Below are 18,970 nucleotides of genomic sequence, written 5' to 3'. Positions count from 1 at the left end.
CGGCCGACCCCTGCCCTCTTCGAGGCCCCCGTGCCGAGCGAGGGAGAGCCCCCACGTGACCATCGCGCCAGTCGACCCGGCTTCAGTCACCCCGGTGGAGAACGACGGCCCCGGTGCCGCGCTGCTGCGGACCCTGACCGAGCTGACCGCCGACCTCCCCGACGCCGACCCCGGCCGGGTCGCCGCCTCCGCGCTGCGCGGCCGGTCCGCGCGGGCCGACGAGGCGGAGCTGCGCGAGCTGGCCACCGAGGCGGCGGCCGGACTCATCTCGGAGGACCCCGCCTACTCGCGGCTCGCCGCCCGGCTGCTGACCATCAGCATCGCCGTCGAGGCCGCCACCCAGGGCGTCACGACCTTCACCGAGTCCATCGCCGTCGGCCACCGCGAGGGCCTGATCGCCGACCGCACCGCGGAGTTCGCCCGGGTGCACGCGTCCCGCCTGGACGCGCTGATCGACCCGCGCGGCGACGACCGCTTCGGCTACTTCGGCCTGCGCACCCTCTACAGCCGCTACCTGCTGCGCCACCCGATCACCCGCAAGGTCGTCGAGACGCCCCAGCACTTCCTGCTGCGGGTCGCCTCCGGCCTCGCCGAGGACGACACCGCCCGCTCGGTCGACGAGGTCTCGGCGCTCTACGGGCTCATGAGCCGCCTGGACTACCTGCCGTCCTCGCCCACCCTCTTCAACTCCGGTACCCGCCACCCCCAGATGTCGTCCTGCTACCTGCTGGACTCGCCGCTGGACGAGCTGGACTCCATCTACGGGCGCTACCACCAGGTGGCCCGCCTCTCCAAGCACGCCGGCGGCATCGGCCTCTCCTACTCCCGCATCCGCTCCCGCGGTTCGCTGATCCGCGGCACCAACGGGCACTCCAACGGCATCGTGCCGTTCCTGAAGACGCTGGACGCCTCGGTGGCCGCCGTCAACCAGGGCGGCCGGCGCAAGGGCGCGGCCGCGGTCTACCTGGAGACCTGGCACTCCGACATCGAGGAGTTCCTGGAGCTGCGCGACAACACCGGTGAGGACGCCCGGCGTACGCACAACCTGAACCTCGCGCACTGGATCCCGGACGAGTTCATGCGCCGGGTCAACGCCGACGGGCAGTGGTCGCTGTTCTCCCCCTCGGACGTGCCCGACCTGGTCGACCTGTGGGGCGACGAGTTCGACGCCGTGTACCGCGAGGCCGAGGCGGCGGGCCTGGCGAAGAAGACCATGCCGGCCCGTGAGCTGTACGGCCGCATGATGCGCACCCTCGCGCAGACCGGCAACGGCTGGCTGACCTTCAAGGACGCCGCCAACCGGACCGCGAACCAGACGGCCGAGCCGGGCCACGTCGTGCACTCCTCGAACCTCTGCACGGAGATCCTGGAGGTCACCGACGACGGCGAGACCGCGGTCTGCAACCTGGGCTCGATCAACGTCGGCGCGTTCGTGGCCGACGGCGACATCGACTGGGAGCGCCTCGACGAGGCCGTCCGCACCGCCGTGACGTTCCTCGACCGGGTCGTCGACATCAACTTCTACCCGACCGAGGAGGCGGGCCGCTCCAACTCCAAGTGGCGGCCCGTGGGCCTGGGCGCCATGGGCCTCCAGGACGTCTTCTTCAAGCTGCGGCTGCCCTTCGACTCGGACGGCGCGAAGGCCCTCTCCACCCGGATCTCCGAGCGGATCATGCTGGCCGCCTACGAGGCGTCCGCCGACCTCGCCGAGCGCAACGGCCCGCTGCCCGCCTGGGAGAAGACCCGCACCGCGCGCGGTGTGCTGCACCCCGACCACTACGGCGTCGAGCCGACCTGGCCCGAGCGGTGGGCCGCGCTGCGCGCCCGGATCGCCACCACCGGCATGCGCAACTCGCTGCTGCTCGCCATCGCCCCGACGGCGACGATCGCGTCCATCGCGGGCGTGTACGAGTGCATCGAGCCGCAGGTGTCCAACCTGTTCAAGCGCGAGACGCTGTCAGGCGAGTTCCTCCAGGTCAACTCCTACCTGGTGGAGGAGTTGAAGAAGCTGGGCGTCTGGGACGCCCGCAGCCGGGAGGCGCTGCGCGAGGCCAACGGCTCGGTGCAGGACTTCGCGTGGATCCCGGCGGACGTGCGGGCGCTGTACCGCACGGCGTGGGAGATCCCGCAGCGCGGTCTGATCGACATGGCCGCCGCCCGCACCCCGTACCTCGACCAGGCCCAGTCGCTGAACCTGTTCCTGGAGACGCCGACCATCGGCAAGCTCTCCTCGATGTACGCGTACGCCTGGAAGTCGGGCCTGAAGACCACCTACTACCTGCGTTCGCGTCCGGCGACCCGGATCGCGCGGGCCGCCCAGGCCCAGGCGCAGGCCACCGTCCCCGTCCAGCAGGCCGCAGAGCCCGACGCCGTCGCCTGCTCCCTGGAAAACCCCGAGTCCTGCGAGGCATGCCAGTAATGACCAGCGAAGCCAAGAACCTGCTCGATCCCGGCTTCGAGCTGACCCTGCGTCCGATGCGCTACCCGGACTTCTACGAGCGGTACCGGGACGCCATCAAGAACACCTGGACCGTCGAGGAGGTCGACCTCCACTCGGACGTCGCCGACCTGGCGAAGCTGTCCCCGGAGGAGCAGCACCTGATCGGCCGCCTCGTGGCGTTCTTCGCGACCGGTGACTCGATCGTGGCGAACAACCTGGTGCTGACGCTGTACAAGCACATCAACTCCCCCGAGGCGCGGCTGTACCTGAGCCGTCAGCTGTTCGAGGAGGCCGTGCACGTCCAGTTCTATCTGACGCTGCTCGACACGTACCTGCCCGACCCCGAGGACCGCACGGCGGCCTTCGCGGCGGTGGAGAACATCCCCTCGATCCGCGAGAAGGCGGAGTTCTGCTTCAAGTGGATCAACGAGGTGGAGAAGCTGGACAGCCTGCAGACGCAGGCCGACCGGCGCCGCTTCCTGCTGAACCTGATCTGCTTCGCCGCGTGCATCGAGGGCCTGTTCTTCTACGGTGCCTTCGCGTACGTCTACTGGTTCCGCAGCCGGGGCCTGCTGCACGGTCTCGCCACCGGCACCAACTGGGTCTTCCGCGACGAGACGATGCACATGAGCTTCGCGTTCGACGTGGTCGACACCGTCCGCAAGGAGGAGCCGGAGCTGTTCGACGACCAGCTCCAGCAGCAGATCACGGACATGATGCGGGAGGCCGTGGAGGCGGAGCTCCAGTTCGGCCGCGACCTGTGCGGTGAGGGTCTGCCGGGCATGAACACCGAGTCGATGCGCCAGTACCTGGAGTGCGTCGCCGACCAGCGCCTCACCCGGCTCGGGTTCGCGCCGGTGTACGGCTCGGAGAACCCGTTCTCCTTCATGGAGTTGCAGGGTGTGCAGGAGCTGACCAACTTCTTCGAGCGCCGTCCGTCGGCGTACCAGGTCGCCGTGGAGGGCACGGTCGACTTCGACGAGGAGTTCTGACCGGTCCACGCGTGGATCACCGGCGGCCCGGGGAGTGTCCCCGGGCCGTCCGCGCGTCCGCCCGCGCCGCGGGAGGCGTCAGGGGGTGGATCCGGAGTGGGTCCGGGTACGTCCAAGGGGCGAGGAGGCCCCTGTGCGACCCACGCGTCCCACGTTCCGCCGCCCGGCAGCCGCCCGCACCGCCCTCGCGCTGACCGCGCTGAGCCTGCTGCTCGCGGGCTGCGGCCCCGGAACCGCGACCGGGAGCGGGAGCGTCGGCGGAAGCCCGAGCGCCGCCTCGCCCTCGCGCGGCTGCGCGCCCCCGGCCGAACTCGGCGCCGGGGACAGCGGGCGCACGGTGTGCGTGGCGGTGGGCGGGGTGGTCAGGGTGGACCTGGACGGCAGCGAGGCGCGGCCCTGGAAGCCGCTCGCCGTGAGCGGCGCCGGGCTGCGGGCCACCAACAGCGGTCTCGTGCTCGGGCGGGGCGACGCGACGGGCGCCTACCGTGCGGTCGCCGCCGGGACGGCCCGGCTGGCGTCGGCCCGTCCGCTCTGCCCGACCGGAGCGGGCGAGGTCTCGTGCGCGGGGCTTCAGGAGTGGTCGCTGACGGTGGTGGTCCGGTAGCACCGGGCCGCCCGGCGGAGCTGCCGGTCGATGCGGCGCTCGTGCACGACGCCGATCACGGACGGCAGGATCAGCAGGGCGAGGATCGCGAGAACGGTCAGCATGCCGATGAGTCCTTCGATGTGTGCGGTATCCATGGACACCACTGTCGTGCCGGACGCTCCTTACCGTCAGTGGCAGGACTGCCGTAGACCCTCGAATTACTGCCAGCGCGGGGGCATACTGCCTCCATGCTCAGGAACGTGACGGCCGTCGTCCTGGACGGTGTGAACCCCTTCGAGCTGGGGGTGGTGTGCGAGGTCTTCGGCACCGACCGCAGCGACGACGGACTGCCGGTGTACGACTTCGCGGTGGCCTCGGGCGAGGGCCCCCGGCTCACCTCCCGGGCGGGCTTCGCCCTGCACGTCGAGCACGGTCTCGAACGCCTGGAGACGGCGGACCTGATCGCCGTGCCGGCCGGCTCCCGCTACGAGAGCCGCGCGTTCCCGCCCGAACTCCTCGACGCGCTGCGGCGCGGGGTGGCGCGCGGGGCGCGGGTGCTCAGCGTCTGCACCGGCGTCTTCGTGCTGGCCGCCGCCGGGCTGCTGGACGGCAGGCGGTGCGCGGCGCACTGGCGGCACGCCGACGAACTCGCGCGCGCCTACCCGCGGCTGACGGTCGAGCCCGACGTCCTCTACGTCGACGCGGACCCGGTGATCACCTCGGCGGGCACCGCCGCGGGCATCGACGCCTGTCTGCACCTGGTGCGCAAGGAACAGGGCCCCGAGGTCGCCAACAAGATCGCCCGGCGGATGGTGGTGCCGCCGCACCGGGACGGCGGCCAGGCCCAGTACATCGAGCGCCCGCTGCCGCGCTCGCAGGGCGACACCGTCGCCGAGGTGCTGGTGTGGATGGACCGGCACCTCGACCGGGAGGTGACCGTCGAACAGCTCGCCGCCCGCGCCCACATGTCGCCGCGCACCTTCGCCCGCCGCTTCCAGCAGGAGACCGGCACCACCCCCTACCGCTGGCTGCTGCGGCAGCGGGTGCTGCTGGCCCAGCGGCTGCTGGAGGCGACGGACGAGACGGTGGACACGATCGCGGACCGTGCCGGGTTCGGCACCGCGGCCGCGCTGCGCCACCAGTTCGTCCGCGTCCTGGGCACGACCCCGAACGCCTACCGGCGGACGTTCAGGTGCCCTGAGATCGCCTGAGCCGGGCCCGGCGGGCGCGTCACCGCGGGATCGCCTTCAGCAGCAGCCGGTGCGGGCGCAGCGTGACCCCCACGTGCGGGGTGCCGTCGGAGCCCGGCGCGGTCTCGAGCCGGTACCTGGTGGCCACCGCGGCCGTGACGAGCGTCAGCAGAGCCATCGAGAAGTCGCTTCCCGGGCACTTCCGATTGCCGACGCTGAACGGGCTCATGGCGTATTTGGGCACGTCCTTGGCGCGCTCGGGAAGCCACCTGTCGGGGTCGAACTCCAGGTGGTCCGGGTACGACCTGGGGTCGCGCTGGATCGCATACGGGCTGTAGAGGATGTCGGCCCCGGCCGGAATGCGATAGCCACCGAGTTCGGTGTCGGCCACCGCCCGCCGGGTCAATATCCACACGGCGGGACCGAGCCGCATCCCCTCGACGACGACATTGTTGGTGTGGGTGAGCCTGCGGACGTCCTCGAATGCGACCGGTCGGCCGCCGGTGACGGATTCGACTTCGTCGCGGATGCGGTCCGCGTGTTCCGGGTGTTCCGCGAGTGCCTGGAGCAGCCACATGATCGTCGCGGCGATGGTTTCGCCGCCCGGGGTGAGTATCGCGATGACCTGGTCGTGGATCTCCTGTTCCCCGATGGGGTCGCCATTGTCGTCCTTCGCGTCCAGCAATGCCGTCAGCAAATCGTCCGGCTTTTGACCTGATGCCCGGCGCTCGGCGATGATCTCGTCGATGAGGAGATGCAAATCGGCCAGCGCCCGGTTGAATTCGCGGTTGGCCGGGAACGGCAGCCGGTAGAGCGGCCCGAGCGGCACCACCATGCGCCGGTACATGCCGCGGAAGACGGTCGCGAGGGCGTCGCACAGCCGTTCGGCGCACTGGTCCATGTACGGGCCGCGCAGCAGGCAGCGGGCGGCGACCCGGACGGCCAGCCGGAAGGACTCGGCGGTGCAGTCGATGGTCTCGCCCGACTCCCAGCGCCTGGTCAGCGCGTGCGCCTCGGCCTCCATGACCGGCCCGTAGGCGGGGATCGCGTCGAGCCGGAACGCGGGCTGGATGGTGCGCCGCTGGCGGCGGTGGAGCGGGCCGTTCGAGGTGGCCACGCCCTCCTTGCCGAGGAGTCCTTCGAGGGACTCCCAGAGCGGTCCCGCGATGATGAAGTCGGGGCTGAGGGCGAGCGCTCCGGTGAGTGCCGGGGTGGTGGGGGCGTACACCGTCTTGGGGCCGAGCTTCAGCCGGACGATGTCGCCGTGCGGGCGCAGACCGGTCAGGAAGGCCAGCGGGTCGCGGGCCAGTCTCAGGCCGTGGCCGAGCAGCGGGACCCGGCCGCCCGCGAGGGGTGGTTCACGCAGTTCGGGGGAGGCCGGCGTGCCGGACTCGGGCTGTGCGGACTCGACGGTCATTTCTCACCTGCCGCTTCGTTGTTGACGTACGGGGGCGTGGACCGGTCGTCCCAGCTGTCGACCATGTAGCGGCCGGACTCGTGGTGGAACCAGTAGACGGAACTGAACCAGTTCCGCATGTTCGCGACGCAGGCTCTCACCGCGTCGGCGATCTCTTTTCCGCGTACCGTGCCGTCGTCGATCTCGTCGGCGACACGTAAGGCTCCGCGTTCGGCGGCCAGGAATTCCTGGATGCACTGCTCGATCCGCCGCCTCAGTTCGGCGACCGCTTCTTCGAGAGTCAGCTCCTCATGTTTTATGAGGCTGATGCCGAGGTTATGGACCTCATCGCCCGCGATTTCTTTGGGAAGCGAGCAGAGGTCGTTGTACCAGGCGGCGAATTCCTGGCTCAGCAGGGCCGCCCGCTGGAATTCGGGATGTTTCCGCACGGTGTCCGGAAGCTCACATCCGGCGCTCGGTTCCAGCAGGTCGATCCAGATCGCGTGCGCGAAAGTGAGCCGCCGCAGTTCGAGATAGTCGTCGACGGTGGGAATGACGCCTTCGGTGCGGTTGTGGAATTCCTGGTCATAGGCGTCGATCACCGCGTGGAAGTGCCGTGCGAAGCGGTCGTTCCAGCTGTCGGGCAGGAACGAGTACAGCCGCACCATGGCGTCGGCGAACCCCGCGATCAGGGGGTCCTCGTGGCGCAGGTGGTCGCGCGGGGCGTCCAGGGCCGTGTGCAGCCGTTCTCTGAGCCGCTTCCAGGCGGCGGGCCTGCGGTGCACGATGTCGCGGTCGTGGCGGTCGTCCCAGACGAAGAACCACGCGCTGTAGTCGGCGATCGCCTGGAGGACCGCGTCGGGGGCGCCCAGGTAGTAGCCGGCCATCAAGTCCGTGTAGCACAGGCTGTCGGCATATTCCGCGACCTTGTCGGCGGACATGAGCCGCATTTCCAGCAGCCAGGCCCTGGTCCTCTCCTGGAGCCGAGGCCAATACGGGTGCAGTTGACGGGGAAACGCGGCCTCGATCACCGGAAGACAGAGTGAGGGTGGCACCGCGGTCACTGTCGATGTGGTGCTGTATGGGAAAGCAGGCACGAACAAACCCCTCTCAGCCGCCAGTTGGCGTACGCCCCTCCCGCTGTACCCGGCGCACGCCGTTGCGCATCCCCGCAGTTCCCATTCAGCACTACAACTGACCGTTCTGGGAACGGATTTGCTCCATTCACTACCCCACGGCGCCTAGATCCTCCCCTTGTGTGACTGAATATGGATCAACGGGTGCGCACATCAGATCGAATGTACGACCTACATACGAACGGCGCCTGGTCGGGAAGGTGAACCCGACCGGGCGCCGTGCGCGTGGGACGTGCGGGACGTCAGTCGTTGGCCACCACGGGGTAGCGCGGCTCGTTCTCGGCCATCTGCTTCAGGGCGTCCTTGCGCTCGCGCTTGGAGAGCCGGTCGATGTAGAGGTACCCGTAGAGGTGGTCGGTCTCGTGCTGCAAACACCGTGCGAAGTAGCCGGTGCCGCGCACCTTGACCGGGTTGCCCTTCTCGTCCTGCCCGGTCACCTCGGCGTAGTCGGGGCGGGCGAGCGACGCGTACGCGGTCGGCACCGAGAGGCAGCCCTCGTTGCTGTCGTCGAGGCGGCGCCGCTCGGCCGGCAGGTCGACCGGCTTCGGGTTGCAGAGGACACCGACGTGCCGGACACCCTCGTCGTCCATGCAGTCGTAGACGAAGACCTTCAGGTCGACGCCGATCTGGTTGGCGGCCAGGCCCACGCCCTCGGCGGTGCGCTGGCTCGCGAACATGTCCGCGACCAGCTGGTCGAGGTCGGCGTCGAACGCGGTGACGTCCTTGCACTCCTTGTGCAGCACCGGGTTGCCGACGACCGTGATCGGCCGTGAGGTCCCCCGCTCACGCCAGGCGCTCTCGCGCTCGTCCGTGTCCTCGGTGTCGATGACGAAACCCTCGTCGTCCACGGGGAGCACGTCCATGTGCTGCTGATCGGTGTCCTGCTGGGCCATGACCGCGGTGAGCCTTCCTAGACAAACTAAGGGTGCGTCGAGAAACAAAGGGGTGCGTCGCTGATACAGGGTAGACCCACCTCAGCGGGGCCCAGCGGCCCCGGCGGCGGCCTCAGCAGACCTCTTCCAGGTCCCGCCAGTCGCGGGAATCGGGGCTGTCGGCGACCCAGCCGTCGAGGAGTCCCCGCACGAGTGACGCCGGCGCGGCCACCCCGCACTCCCGCTCCGGCACCCACAGCTGCCCGTCGGTGCGGTGGCCGAGCGGTCCCGGATGCCCCGGCTCGCTGTGGTCGTGCGGGTCCAGGTGCTCGCCGTCGCCCTCGTCGGCCGGCATCCGCGACTCCGAGCACATCCGGCACAGCAGCCGTACCGACGACGACCAGTCCTCGGCGGCGAACCCGGCGTCCGCGGCCAGTTGCTCCAGCGCGTCCCGGTCGGCCTCCGTCGCCGCCTCCAGGAGCACCACCCAGGTCGGCACCGGCGAGGGCGCCCACAGCTCGATCTCGTCGAAGACCGGGTAGGCGTGCCCGGCGCCGGTGGTGCGCTCGCCGTGCGGGACGCCGTCGTGCAGCACCACCTCGCCCCAGCGGCGCCCCGAGGACGGCAGCGGAATGGACAGCACCTCGATCCGCGCCGGGTCGAGCCGCCTGCCCCAGACCACCTCGGCCTCGCCCTCGGGCGAGAGCCGCACGGCCGCGCTGCCCAGGTCCATGCCGACCGGCTCGGCGGCCTCGGTGGCGCCGCCCGGCACCCGCAGCCCGTACGCCTGCCAGGCCCGCCTGGCCAGCGACCAGTCCTGGAGCGCGGTGGCCGCGATGCCCACGTTCCACCAGTCGGGCGCCCCGGCCTCCCGGTCGAGCAGGGCGACGGCCCGAAGCCCCGCGGCGCGCGCCTGCTCCCAGTCGTGCCGGAACTTGTGCAGCAGGGCGAGGTTGAACCAGGACTCGGACAGCCACGGCTCCAGGTCGGCGGCACGGGTCAGCAGCGCCCCCGCGTCCTCGTAGCGACCGTCGCCGATCAGGGTGAACGCGCGGTCCGTGGCCTGCCGCCAGGAGGCGGAGGGCCGGTGCCGTCCCTTGCCGAAGATCCTCACGATTCCCGCCTGCCAGTTCCTTGGAGTGGGCTGGCCAGTGCTGCCCCCGGACACCCTCGCCCCTTCTCATGTCTCTTTCGCATCCAACCACGTACGGCTGGAAGGGCGCTCCTTACCCATGGGTTACCCAGCCGACGGCACGGTCAGACAGTCCCTCGACAGGACCCGGGCCAGCGCTTCGACGACCTCCGGCGCGTACTCCCCGGCGCTCGCCAGGCGCAGTTCCTCCAGCGCGGTGAGGGGTCCGCCGGGCCCGGCGCCGCGCGCTTTCTCCTCGTAGGCGTTGACGGCCCGCACGATCCGGGCGGCGACGGGCTGCTCCCGGCAGCGGTCGGCCTGCCGCTCGACGACCACGGCGACCGCCGCGTCGACCCCGGTCTGCCGGACGACGGCCCCGCCGAGCAGCGCGATGCGGCGCTGCTCGGCCGCGGGCAGTTCGGCGGTGGCGCCGTCCGGCACCGGGTCGACGAGGCTCAGCTGGCCGATGTCGTGCATCAGGGCCGCGTACTCGAGCACCAGCAGCTCCGCCCGGGTCAGTCCCAGGTCCCGGCCGACGGCCCGGCTCAGCTCGGCGACCCGGCGGGCGTGCCCCGCGGGGGTGCAGCCGGCTATCTCGGTGGCGCGGGCGAGGGAGGCGATGGTCTGCCGGTAGGTGGCGCGCACCGCCGCGTACCGGCGGAAGGAGAGCTGGGTGAGCAGCAGCGGCACCGAGAACACGGGCAACGCCCACAGTCCGACGACGGCGACGGCGAGCGCCATCACCGCGCCGGTGGCGCAGACCGCGGAGCCGATGCCGAGCAGGGCACGCAGTTCGTCGCGGAGCAGCGGTCCGAAGGGCCAGCCGGTGCGGGAGTGGGCGAGGGCGGCGGCGAGCACGGCGTCGCAGAGCGCGGTGAGGGCGAGCAGCGCGAGCAGCAGCAGCGGGTAGCCGGGGCCGCCGCCCCAGGCGCCGAACAGGTCCCGGTTGTAGAGGGGTTGGAAGCAGACGGCGGTGAACGCGACGGTGAGTGTCCGGCGCGCGAGGTGGTCGAGGACGGGTCCGTGGCCGCGGGCCAGGTGCGGGACGGCGCCGAGCAGCGAGGCGGCGAGCACGACGGCGACGACCTGGAGGACCCCGTGCTGGGTGGGGCGTCCCGCGTCGGCGCCGAGCAGGGCGTAGGACAGGGCGCCCGCCGCGCCGAGGGGCGCGGCCTCGCGGACCCGGGCGCCGGTCCAGCGGCCGGCCTCGCCGACGGCGACGAGCACGCCGAAGGCGAGCGCGGTGGGCCGTTCGTCGAGTCCGGTCCACAGGACGACCCCGAGCGAGCAGCCGGCGAGCAGGGCGGCGCTGCCGTGGATGAGGACGGCCGGCCGGGGCATCACCAGCCGCCTCCCGGCCGCGCGCCGTCTCATCGGGCCGCCCTCGGGCCGCTGGTGAGGGGCGCGGTGGCGGGGTCCGGGGCCGGCTGTTCCTCCGCGGTGACGGCGGGGTGCCAGCCCTGCCGGGCGAGGGCGCGGGCCAGGGCGGTGACCATGTGCGGGTCGAACTGGGCGCCCGCGCAGCGCTTCAGCTCCTCCAGTGCGGCGGGGACGGGCCTGGCGCGGCGGTAGGAGCGGGTGGAGGTCATCGCGTCGAAGGCGTCGGCGACGGCGACGACCCGGGCGGACTCCGGGATCTGGCCGCCCAGCAGGCCGTAGGGGTAGCCGCTGCCGTCGAGGCGTTCGTGGTGGTGCAGGACGGCGGCGCGGGCCTCGCCGAGGAAGGCGATGCCGCGCACCATCTCGTGGCCGTACTCGGGGTGCAGTTCGATGACCCGGCGCTCCTCGGGGGTCAGCGGTCCGTCCTTGCGCAGCAGCCGGGTGGGGACGCCGAGCTTGCCCACGTCGTGCAGGATGCCGGCGAAGCGGAGCACCTCGACGCGGGCGTCGTCCATGCCCAGCTCGCGGGCGATCATCATGGACGCCTGGCCGACGCGTTCGCTGTGGCCGCGGGTGTAGCCGTCCTTGATGTCGACGGCCTGCACCAGGGCCCTGATGGTCGCCTGGTGGGCGGCGCGTTCGCGGTGGTACTGGGCGAACGCCCACCAGGACACGCACATCGGCAGCAGCACGAGGAGCGCGGCGACCGGCCCGTAGGGGCTGCGCCACAGGACGGCCATCATCAGCCCGGCGAGCCCGTGCACGCCGATCGGGGCGAGGGAGCGCGCGAGCAGGCCGCGCCAGGCGCGGCGGGCGGGCACCCGTTCGGCGAGGGCCCTGATCCCGCCGTCGAGGGCGGTCAGCGCCAGGCAGAAGGCGAGGACGGCGGCCCCGGCGGGGACGAGCGCGTACGGGAAGTCGGAGGAGACGACGGCGTCCCGGCCGCCGAGCGCCCAGTGGGTGCGGCTCGCCGCCCAGACCGCGACGGCGAGCTGGGCGGCCCGCCAGAGCCTGCGGGTCGCGGAGGCGCGCCGCTCGGTGCGGGGGCCGCGGCGGGCCGGGAGGAAGAGGGCGCCGGGCACCGGGACGAGCGCGGCGGCGGGCGGCGGCAGCAGGAAGGCCCCGGCGAGCAGCACGGGGAAGAAGGTGCCGGCGACGTGCCAGCGGGCGGCGGCCTGCTCGCAGCCGGCGTAGACGACGGCCGTCAGCAGCACGGCCCACCAGGGCGTGTCCAGGGAGGGGAGCGGGATCAGGCAGTACAGGGCGGCGAGGGTCACGCAGCCGATGTACGCGCGGGCCCCCGCCGGAACCGCCTCCATCACGCCCCTCCCCGGCCGCTCCTGCTCGGAGTGAGGAGCCTAGGGCGGCCCGGGGGGACGATGTGGGCTTATCACCCGTCGATTAGCACGTTCGGGTGACGCGGAGGTGTTCGGAGGTGTGCGGAGGTGCGCGGAGGTTTTCAGGGTCGGCTACGACAGGCCCTGCGACTCCTGCGGGGCGGCGGGCGCCGCGGCCGTGACGTCGTGGTCGGGCACCGCCTGCCCCGAGCGGATCAGGTCGAGCCTGCCGAGGACCTTGGCGCGCAGGTCGGTGGGGACGTCGTCGTGTCCGCAGCACCGCTTGACCAGCTTCTTCACGGCCTCTTCGAGCCCGTACTTCTCCAGGCACGGCGAGCACTCCTGGAAGTGCTGCTTGAACTTGTCCCGGTCGAGATCCGGCATCTCGCTGTCGAGGAACTCGTAGAGGTGGTCGAGGACCTCACCGCAGTCCGTCTCGTGCGGCTCTCCGCAGCTCATGACGCCGAGCCTTTCGCTTCGTTCGACTCTCCGGCACCGGCCGGGACGAGCCCGCGCTCACGGGCGTAGTCCTCCAGCATGCCGCGCAGCTGGCGGCGGCCCCGGTGCAGCCTGGACATCACCGTTCCGATGGGTGTCCCCATGATGTCGGCGATCTCCTTGTAGGCAAAGCCCTCGACATCGGCGAGATACACGGCGATGCGGAACTCCTCGGGGATCGCCTGGAGCGCCGCCTTCACGTCCGAGTCGGGCAGGTGGTCGAGCGCCTGCGACTCGGCGGAGCGCAGACCCGTCGACATGTGCGACTCGGCGCGGGCGAGCTGCCAGTCCTCGATCTCCTCGGCCGCCGAGCGCTGGGGTTCGCGCTGCTTCTTGCGGTACGAGTTGATGAAGGTGTTGGTGAGGATGCGGTACAGCCACGCTTTGAGGTTGGTGCCCTCGCGGAACTGGTGGAAGGACGCGTACGCCTTGGCGTAGGTCTCCTGCACCAGGTCTTCGGCGTCGGCCGGGTTGCGCGTCATGCGCAGGGCGGCCGAGTACATCTGGTCGAGGAACGCGAGCGCGTCCCGTTCGAAGCGCGCGGTGCGCTCCGCGGTGCTCTCCGCGCCGGTGCCCTGGCCCTCGGGCTGCTCCGCCTGGCCGTTGTCGGTCCCTGCGTCGATCCCAGTGACCGGACCCACCTCCTCAAGATTCCGGGCGGAACCGAGACCGGTTCCACCAGATTCGGAGGATAGACGACGATCCGGTCCGCCCGCCGCCCGAACAGGCGTGGTCTTCGCCGCGTGCAGCACCGTCCACTCCAGGTCAGCGCTGCTGTGACGGCTCGGGCAGATGGTCGAACCCATGCGGCGGACTTCCTCTCCGTGGACTCCGGTGGCGGCGGTGCCGGTGATCGGCACGCTGTTCGCCACAACAGCCGTCGCCCGCGCAACATTCCCGGGCGTCAGGTGAGTGACGCGGTCCACGTGGTGACGGCGTCCGTGACGATCGTCACGGCTTCGTCCTGGCCGAGGGCGGCCCGCTTGGGCACGGCGAACCCGTGGTCGGCCGACGGCACCTCGACCAGTCGGTAGGGGGCGCCGTCGCCCGGCGGGAACTCCTCGGGGCGGCCGAACGGGTCGTTGCCGCCCTGGACGACGAGGGTGGGGACGCCCGCGCCGAGCAGTTCGGCGGCGCGGGACTTCTCGGGCCTGCCGGGCGGGTGCAGCGGGAAGCTGAGCGCGAGCACGGCGTGCGCGCCCAGCTCGGCGGCGGTGCGGCAGGCCACCCTGGCGCCCGCGCTGCGGCCACCGGCGATCACCGGGAGCCCGGTGGCGGCCAGCGCGGGCCACAGGCCGCGCCAGCCGAGGTCCAGGGTCTTCGGCGCGGGCGCCACCTTCTTGCCCGCGACCCGCCAGGGCTGCTCGACGAGGGCGACGCTCACGCCGTGTCCCGGCAGGACGGCGGCGAGGGCGCGCAGGTCGCGGGCGTCGATGCCGCCGCCGGCGCCATGGCTGACGGCGAGCAGCAGCCGGGGGGCGCCCGCCGGGTGCCAGGTGATGCGGGCGTCGCCCGCGTCCGTCGTCACGGTCTCGGTGCTCACGTCAGAAGAGTGTGCCCTCTTCGGGGCCCTCCAGCTCCTTCAGCAGCTCCGGGCCGTTGTTGCGGACGTTGCTGACGGCCGTCGCGACGGGGTAGGCGCGCATCAGCCCCGCGGGCGGCGGGGCGAGCAGCGCGCGGAGGTCCTCGACGTCGGTACGGCCGGGGTCGAGCCAGCTGTCCCAGCGGTCCGGGGTGAGCATGAGGGGCATCCGGGGGTGGATGTCGGCGAGGGCGTGCGGGCCGTCGGCGGGGGCGACGGCGAGCGGGGTGGTCTCGGCCTCGGTGGTGATCACGGAGCAGGTCGCCCACCAGGCGGCCGGGTGGTCGTCGGGCAGGGTGCGGTCGCGCCAGAACTCGTAGAGCCCGGCCATCGCGAAGACCGAGCCGTCGGCGGGCAGCACGAAGTAGGGCTGTTTGCGCGGGCGCTTCCTGCGGCCCTCGACCTCGAGGTCCCGCTCCTGCTGTCCGGTGACCCACTCGTAGTAGCCGTCGGCCGGGACGAGGCAGCGGCGGCCGGCGAAGGCGCGCCGGTACGACGGCTTCTCGTGGACGGTCTCGGCGCGGGCGTTGATCATCCGGGCGGCGCCCTCGGGGGTCTTCGACCAGGACGGGACCAGTCCCCACCTCAGCTTCCGCAGCTGGCGAACCGGCCGCGGGTCGGCGGCGTCCTTGAGGGGACGGTCGAGGACCACGTAGACCTCTTTGGTGGGGGCCACGTTGTAGTCGGGCGCGAGGGTGTCCTCGGCGTCCCACCGCTCGACCTCAAAGGTTCCCGCGAGATCCTCGGGCCCACGACTCGCTGCATACCGTCCGCACATACGTGCCACACTGCCAGATTCGCCGACACCCACGGGAGCCCTCGCCGTATGGAAAGCACCGCATCCTCGCTCTCCTCGCTCTGGGACGAGGTGGTCGGCACCCAGCCCGACCCGGATCTGTGGGTGGTGATCGCGACGCTGGTCGCGGCGCTCGCGGTGACCGTCCCGCACGGGCTGTGGCGGATATCGCGCAACGCCGTCACCATCGCCCACGAGGGCGGCCACGGTCTGGTCGCGCTGCTCACCGGACGGCAGTTGACGGGCATCCGGCTGCACTCGGACACCAGCGGGCTGACCGTCAGCCGGGGCAAGCCGCACGGGATCGGCATGATCCTCACGGCGGCGGCCGGCTACACCGCTCCCCCGCTGCTCGGCCTCGGCGGGGCCGCGCTGCTCGGCACCGGGCGCATCACGCTGCTGCTGTGGCTGGCGACGCTCCTGCTGCTGGCGATGCTGGTGATGATCCGCAACGCGTACGGCGCGCTGACCGTCGTCCTCACCGGCTCCGCCTTCCTGCTGGTGTCGTGGCTGGCGGGACCGCAGGTGCAGGCGGCGTTCGCGTACGCGGTGGTCTGGTTCCTGCTGGTGGGCGGGGTGCGGCCGGCGTTCGAACTGCAGGCGAAGCGGCGCCGGGGCGGTGCGGGCGACTCGGACGCGGACCAGTTGTCGCGGCTGACGCACGTGCCGGCCGGGCTCTGGCTGTTCCTCTTCCACGCGGTGAGCCTGTGCGCGCTGATAGGCGGCGGCAGGTGGCTGCTGCGGTGGTGACCAGCGGCGTCGGGGGCGCGCGGGGCGCGCGCCGGCGGCCCGCACGCGGGGGCACGCCACCGGCGGCCTGCTTATAAAGTGGGGTCATGGCCCCGAACCCCGCAGACACCGCCCTCTGGCCCGCCCCGCACGCGAGCGGAGCCGTCGACGCGACGGTCCACGTGCCGGGGTCCAAGTCGGTCACCAACCGTGCCCTGGTGCTGGCCTCGCTGGCCTCCGAGCCCGGCTGGCTGCGCCGCCCGCTGCGCTCCCGGGACACCCTGCTGATGGCGGGCGCCCTGCGCGCGATGGGCGTCGGCATCGAGGAGGGCGTCGGCCCCGACGGTTCGGGCGAGTTCTGGCGGGTGCTGCCGACGGGCCTGCACGGTCCCGCCACCGTCGACGTCGGCAACGCGGGCACGGTCATGCGGTTCCTGCCGCCGGTCGCGGCGCTCGCCGACGGCCCGGTCCGCTTCGACGGCGACCCGCGGTCCTACGAGCGTCCGCTGCACGGGGTGATCGACGCGCTGCGCGCGCTGGGCGCCCGGATCGACGACGACGGCCGCGGCGCGCTGCCGCTCACCGTGCACGGCGGGGGCGCGCTGGACGGCGGTCCGGTCGCGATCGACGCGTCGTCCTCGTCCCAGTTCGTGTCGGCGCTGCTGCTCTCCGCCCCCCGGTTCAACCAGGGCGTCGAGGTCAGGCACACCGGGTCGGCGCTGCCGTCGATGCCGCACATCCGGATGACGGTCGACATGCTGCGCGCGGTCGGCGCCCAGGTGGACACCCCGGAGTCGGGCGGCGAGCCGAACGTGTGGCGGGTGACGCCCGGCGCGCTGCTCGGCCGCGACCTGACGATCGAGCCCGACCTGTCGAACGCGCAGCCGTTCCTGGCGGCGGCCCTGGTGACCGGCGGCAAGGTCGTGGTGCCCGACTGGCCCGCGCGCACCACCCAGCCGGGCGACCGGCTGCGGGAGATCTTCACCGAGATGGGTGGTTCCTGCGAACTCACCGAGTACGGGCTCGAGTTCACCGGTTCGGGTCGCGTCCATGGGATCGACGTGGACCTCGGCGAGGTGGGTGAGCTGACCCCGGGCATCGCGGCGGTCGCCGCCCTCGCGGACTCCCCCTCGACCCTGCGGGGGGTGGCGCATCTGCGGCTGCACGAGACGGACCGGCTGGCCGCGCTCACCAAGGAGATCAACGAGCTGGGCGGTGACGTCACCGAGACCGCGGACGGTCTGCACATCCGGCCGCGCCCGCTGCACGGCGGCGTCTTCCACACCTACGAGGACCACCGGATGGCGACGGCGGGCGCGATCCTCGGCCTGGCCGTCGACGGCGTCAGGATCGAGAACGTCGCGACGACGGCGAAGACCCTCCCGGACTTCCCCGAGCTGTGGACCGGGATGCTCGGGGCCTAGGAACCACCGCCATGCGCCGCTACGGCAAGCACACCGACGAGGACGACATCCGCAGCCGTCCCCACCGCAAGGGCACCAGGCCCCGCACCCACACCAGGCCCAAGCACGAGGACGCGGTCGAGGGCATGGTCCTCACCGTGGACCGGGGCCGGCTGACGTGCCTGGTCGAGGACCGGGTGGTGATGGCCATGAAGGCCCGCGAACTCGGCCGGAAGGCGGCGGTGGTCGGGGACACGGTGGCCATCGTCGGCGATCTGACCGGCGACAAGGACACCCTCGCGCGGATCGTCCGCATCGAGGAGCGCTCGTCGGTGCTGCGCCGCACGGCCGACGACGACGACCCCTTCGAGCGGGTGGTCGTCGCCAACGCCGACCAGTTGGCCATCGTCACCGCTCTCGCCGACCCCGAACCGCGCCCCCGGCTGATCGACCGCTGCCTGGTCGCCGCGTTCGACGGCGGTCTGACCCCGCTCCTGGTGCTGACCAAGTCGGACCTGGCGGCACCGGACGAACTCCTCGAACTCTACGGCGACCTGGACATCCCCTACGTCGTCACGAGCCGCGAGGAGCTGGAGACCGGCGGCGCCGCCGACCGGGTCCGCGAGCATCTGCACGGCAAGATCACCGCGTTCGTCGGCCACTCGGGCGTCGGCAAGACGACCCTGGTCAACGCACTGGTGCCGCTGGACAGACGGCGGTCGACCGGCCATGTCAACGCGGTCACCGGCCGCGGCAGGCACACCACCACCTCGGCCCTCGCGCTGCCCCTCGGTGACGACGACGGCTGGGTGGTGGACACCCCGGGCGTACGGTCGTTCGGGCTCGCGCACATCGATCCGTCCCGGGTCATCAACGCCTTCCCCGACCTGGTGCCCGGCACCGAGAACTGTCCGCGCGCGTGCAGCCACGACGAGCCGGACTGCGCGCTGGACGCCTGGGTGGCCGAGGGCCACTCCGACCCGGCCCGGCTCTACTCGCTGCGCCGGCTGCTGGCCACCCGGGAGCGCAAGGAAGGCGACTGACCCCCGGTGTCGCCCGGGTTGTTTGGCTCGGCACGGGAGTGGCAAGTGCATAATCGCACCGAGCCGGACATACGGGAGGACCGCACATGGCGTGGCTGCTGGTCATCGTGGCCGGGATTCTCGAAACCGGTTTCGCCGTCTGCCTGAAGCTGTCGCACGGCTTCACGCGGCTCTGGCCGACGGTCGCGTTCTGCGTGTTCGCCCTGGGCAGCTTCGGCCTGCTGACGCTCTCCCTGAAGAAGCTGGACGTCGGCCCGGCCTACGCGGTGTGGACCGGCATCGGCGCGGCCGGCACCGCGATCTACGGCATGGTCTTCCTCGGCGACCTGGTGTCGACCCTGAAACTCGTCTCGATCAGCTTCGTCATCGTGGGCGTGATCGGACTGCAGATCTCCGGTTCGGCGCACTAGATCTCCGGTTGGGCGCACCAGATCTCCGGTTCCGCGCACCAGATCTCC

The 18,970-nt window shown here is 71.9% G+C and carries 19 protein-coding genes; 8 read left to right on the top strand and 11 right to left on the bottom strand.

All coding sequences use genetic code 11. The annotated features are described in order from the left end of the window. Nucleotides 1–55 precede the first annotated feature (55 nt). The 3 genes from DDJ31_RS25585 to DDJ31_RS25575 all read left to right on the top strand — a co-directional run bounded on the left by DDJ31_RS25585 (nucleotide 56) and on the right by DDJ31_RS25575 (nucleotide 4,036). The gene (locus DDJ31_RS25585; RefSeq protein WP_127178032.1) at nucleotides 56–2,419 is read left to right on the top strand and encodes a ribonucleoside-diphosphate reductase subunit alpha; all 2,364 of its coding nucleotides are present in this window, start codon (nucleotides 56–58) and stop codon (nucleotides 2,417–2,419) included. Then, entirely contained in the window at nucleotides 2,419–3,432 is a 1,014-nt protein-coding gene (locus tag DDJ31_RS25580; RefSeq protein WP_127178033.1) for a ribonucleotide-diphosphate reductase subunit beta, read from the top strand. The genes DDJ31_RS25585 and DDJ31_RS25580 overlap by 1 nt, the downstream gene beginning before the upstream one ends. A gap of 133 nt (nucleotides 3,433–3,565) precedes the next feature. Next, a complete protein-coding gene (locus DDJ31_RS25575; protein ID WP_127178034.1) occupies nucleotides 3,566–4,036 on the top strand; it encodes a hypothetical protein in 471 nt (156 codons plus the stop codon). Here the strand turns inward: DDJ31_RS25575 and DDJ31_RS25570 are convergent. Then, the gene (locus tag DDJ31_RS25570; RefSeq protein ID WP_164784795.1) at nucleotides 4,003–4,173 is read right to left on the bottom strand and encodes a hypothetical protein; all 171 of its coding nucleotides are present in this window, start codon (nucleotides 4,171–4,173) and stop codon (nucleotides 4,003–4,005) included. The genes DDJ31_RS25575 and DDJ31_RS25570 overlap by 34 nt on opposite strands. A gap of 93 nt (nucleotides 4,174–4,266) precedes the next feature. Between DDJ31_RS25570 and DDJ31_RS25565 the strand changes: the two genes are divergently transcribed. Then, on the top strand, nucleotides 4,267–5,229 hold the full coding sequence (locus DDJ31_RS25565; RefSeq protein ID WP_127178035.1) for a helix-turn-helix domain-containing protein: 963 nt from the start codon (nucleotides 4,267–4,269) through the stop codon (nucleotides 5,227–5,229). Nucleotides 5,230–5,248: 19 nt separating this feature from the next. On the opposite strand, the gene DDJ31_RS25560 is transcribed toward DDJ31_RS25565, so the two are convergent. The 10 genes from DDJ31_RS25560 to DDJ31_RS25515 form a co-directional block, all read right to left on the bottom strand. Then, nucleotides 5,249–6,625, bottom strand: a complete 1,377-nt coding sequence (locus tag DDJ31_RS25560; RefSeq protein ID WP_127178036.1) for a bifunctional albaflavenone monooxygenase/terpene synthase — start codon at nucleotides 6,623–6,625, stop codon at nucleotides 5,249–5,251. Then, on the bottom strand, nucleotides 6,622–7,701 hold the full coding sequence (gene cyc1 / locus DDJ31_RS25555) for an epi-isozizaene synthase (RefSeq protein ID WP_127178037.1): 1,080 nt from the start codon (nucleotides 7,699–7,701) through the stop codon (nucleotides 6,622–6,624). Before cyc1 ends, DDJ31_RS25560 begins: the two co-directional genes overlap by 4 nt. Nucleotides 7,702–7,982: 281 nt before the next feature. Next, nucleotides 7,983–8,633 carry a peptide deformylase gene (gene def, locus DDJ31_RS25550; protein WP_127178038.1) on the bottom strand — a complete coding sequence of 217 codons (651 nt, stop codon included), beginning with the start codon at nucleotides 8,631–8,633 and terminating at the stop codon, nucleotides 7,983–7,985. Between the two features lie 112 nt (nucleotides 8,634–8,745). Further along, nucleotides 8,746–9,726 (bottom strand): tetratricopeptide repeat protein, encoded by a 981-nt coding sequence (locus DDJ31_RS25545; protein ID WP_127178039.1) that lies wholly within the window; start codon nucleotides 9,724–9,726, stop codon nucleotides 8,746–8,748. Nucleotides 9,727–9,849: 123 nt separating this feature from the next. Beyond that, complete coding sequence (locus tag DDJ31_RS25540; RefSeq protein ID WP_240678080.1) at nucleotides 9,850–11,085, bottom strand: HD-GYP domain-containing protein; 1,236 nt, start codon at nucleotides 11,083–11,085, stop codon at nucleotides 9,850–9,852. Nucleotides 11,086–11,114: 29 nt separating this feature from the next. Beyond that, nucleotides 11,115–12,443: an HD-GYP domain-containing protein gene (locus tag DDJ31_RS25535; protein ID WP_127178041.1), complete on the bottom strand. Its 1,329-nt coding sequence runs from the start codon at nucleotides 12,441–12,443 to the stop codon at nucleotides 11,115–11,117. Nucleotides 12,444–12,593: 150 nt separating this feature from the next. Further along, nucleotides 12,594–12,920, bottom strand: a complete 327-nt coding sequence (gene rsrA / locus DDJ31_RS25530) for a mycothiol system anti-sigma-R factor (RefSeq protein WP_127178042.1) — start codon at nucleotides 12,918–12,920, stop codon at nucleotides 12,594–12,596. Beyond that, the gene (gene sigR, locus DDJ31_RS25525; protein ID WP_206280657.1) at nucleotides 12,917–13,600 is read right to left on the bottom strand and encodes a sigma-70 family RNA polymerase sigma factor; all 684 of its coding nucleotides are present in this window, start codon (nucleotides 13,598–13,600) and stop codon (nucleotides 12,917–12,919) included. The genes rsrA and sigR overlap by 4 nt, the downstream gene beginning before the upstream one ends. A gap of 263 nt (nucleotides 13,601–13,863) precedes the next feature. After that, nucleotides 13,864–14,502, bottom strand: a complete 639-nt coding sequence (locus DDJ31_RS25520) for an alpha/beta hydrolase family protein (protein ID WP_127178044.1) — start codon at nucleotides 14,500–14,502, stop codon at nucleotides 13,864–13,866. Between the two features lies 1 nt (nucleotide 14,503). Then, entirely contained in the window at nucleotides 14,504–15,319 is an 816-nt protein-coding gene (locus tag DDJ31_RS25515) for an SOS response-associated peptidase (RefSeq protein ID WP_127178045.1), read from the bottom strand. Nucleotides 15,320–15,367: 48 nt separating this feature from the next. Between DDJ31_RS25515 and DDJ31_RS25510 the strand changes: the two genes are divergently transcribed. The 4 genes from DDJ31_RS25510 to DDJ31_RS25495 all read left to right on the top strand — a co-directional run bounded on the left by DDJ31_RS25510 (nucleotide 15,368) and on the right by DDJ31_RS25495 (nucleotide 18,922). Beyond that, complete coding sequence (locus DDJ31_RS25510; RefSeq protein ID WP_127178046.1) at nucleotides 15,368–16,087, top strand: M50 family metallopeptidase; 720 nt, start codon at nucleotides 15,368–15,370, stop codon at nucleotides 16,085–16,087. Nucleotides 16,088–16,173: 86 nt separating this feature from the next. After that, nucleotides 16,174–17,490: a 3-phosphoshikimate 1-carboxyvinyltransferase gene (gene aroA, locus DDJ31_RS25505; protein ID WP_127178047.1), complete on the top strand. Its 1,317-nt coding sequence runs from the start codon at nucleotides 16,174–16,176 to the stop codon at nucleotides 17,488–17,490. An 11-nt stretch (nucleotides 17,491–17,501) separates the two neighbouring features. After that, on the top strand, nucleotides 17,502–18,512 hold the full coding sequence (gene rsgA / locus DDJ31_RS25500) for a ribosome small subunit-dependent GTPase A (RefSeq protein ID WP_127178048.1): 1,011 nt from the start codon (nucleotides 17,502–17,504) through the stop codon (nucleotides 18,510–18,512). Nucleotides 18,513–18,598: 86 nt separating this feature from the next. Further along, nucleotides 18,599–18,922, top strand: coding sequence for a DMT family transporter (locus DDJ31_RS25495; RefSeq protein ID WP_127178049.1), 324 nt, complete (start codon nucleotides 18,599–18,601; stop codon nucleotides 18,920–18,922). Nucleotides 18,923–18,970: the final 48 nt, after the last annotated feature.

Source organism: Streptomyces griseoviridis, assembly GCF_005222485.1.
GTDB lineage: Bacteria > Actinomycetota > Actinomycetes > Streptomycetales > Streptomycetaceae > Streptomyces > Streptomyces hintoniae.
Note: the sequence above shows the minus strand (reverse complement) of the source record. Positions and strands in the feature narration are given on the sequence as shown.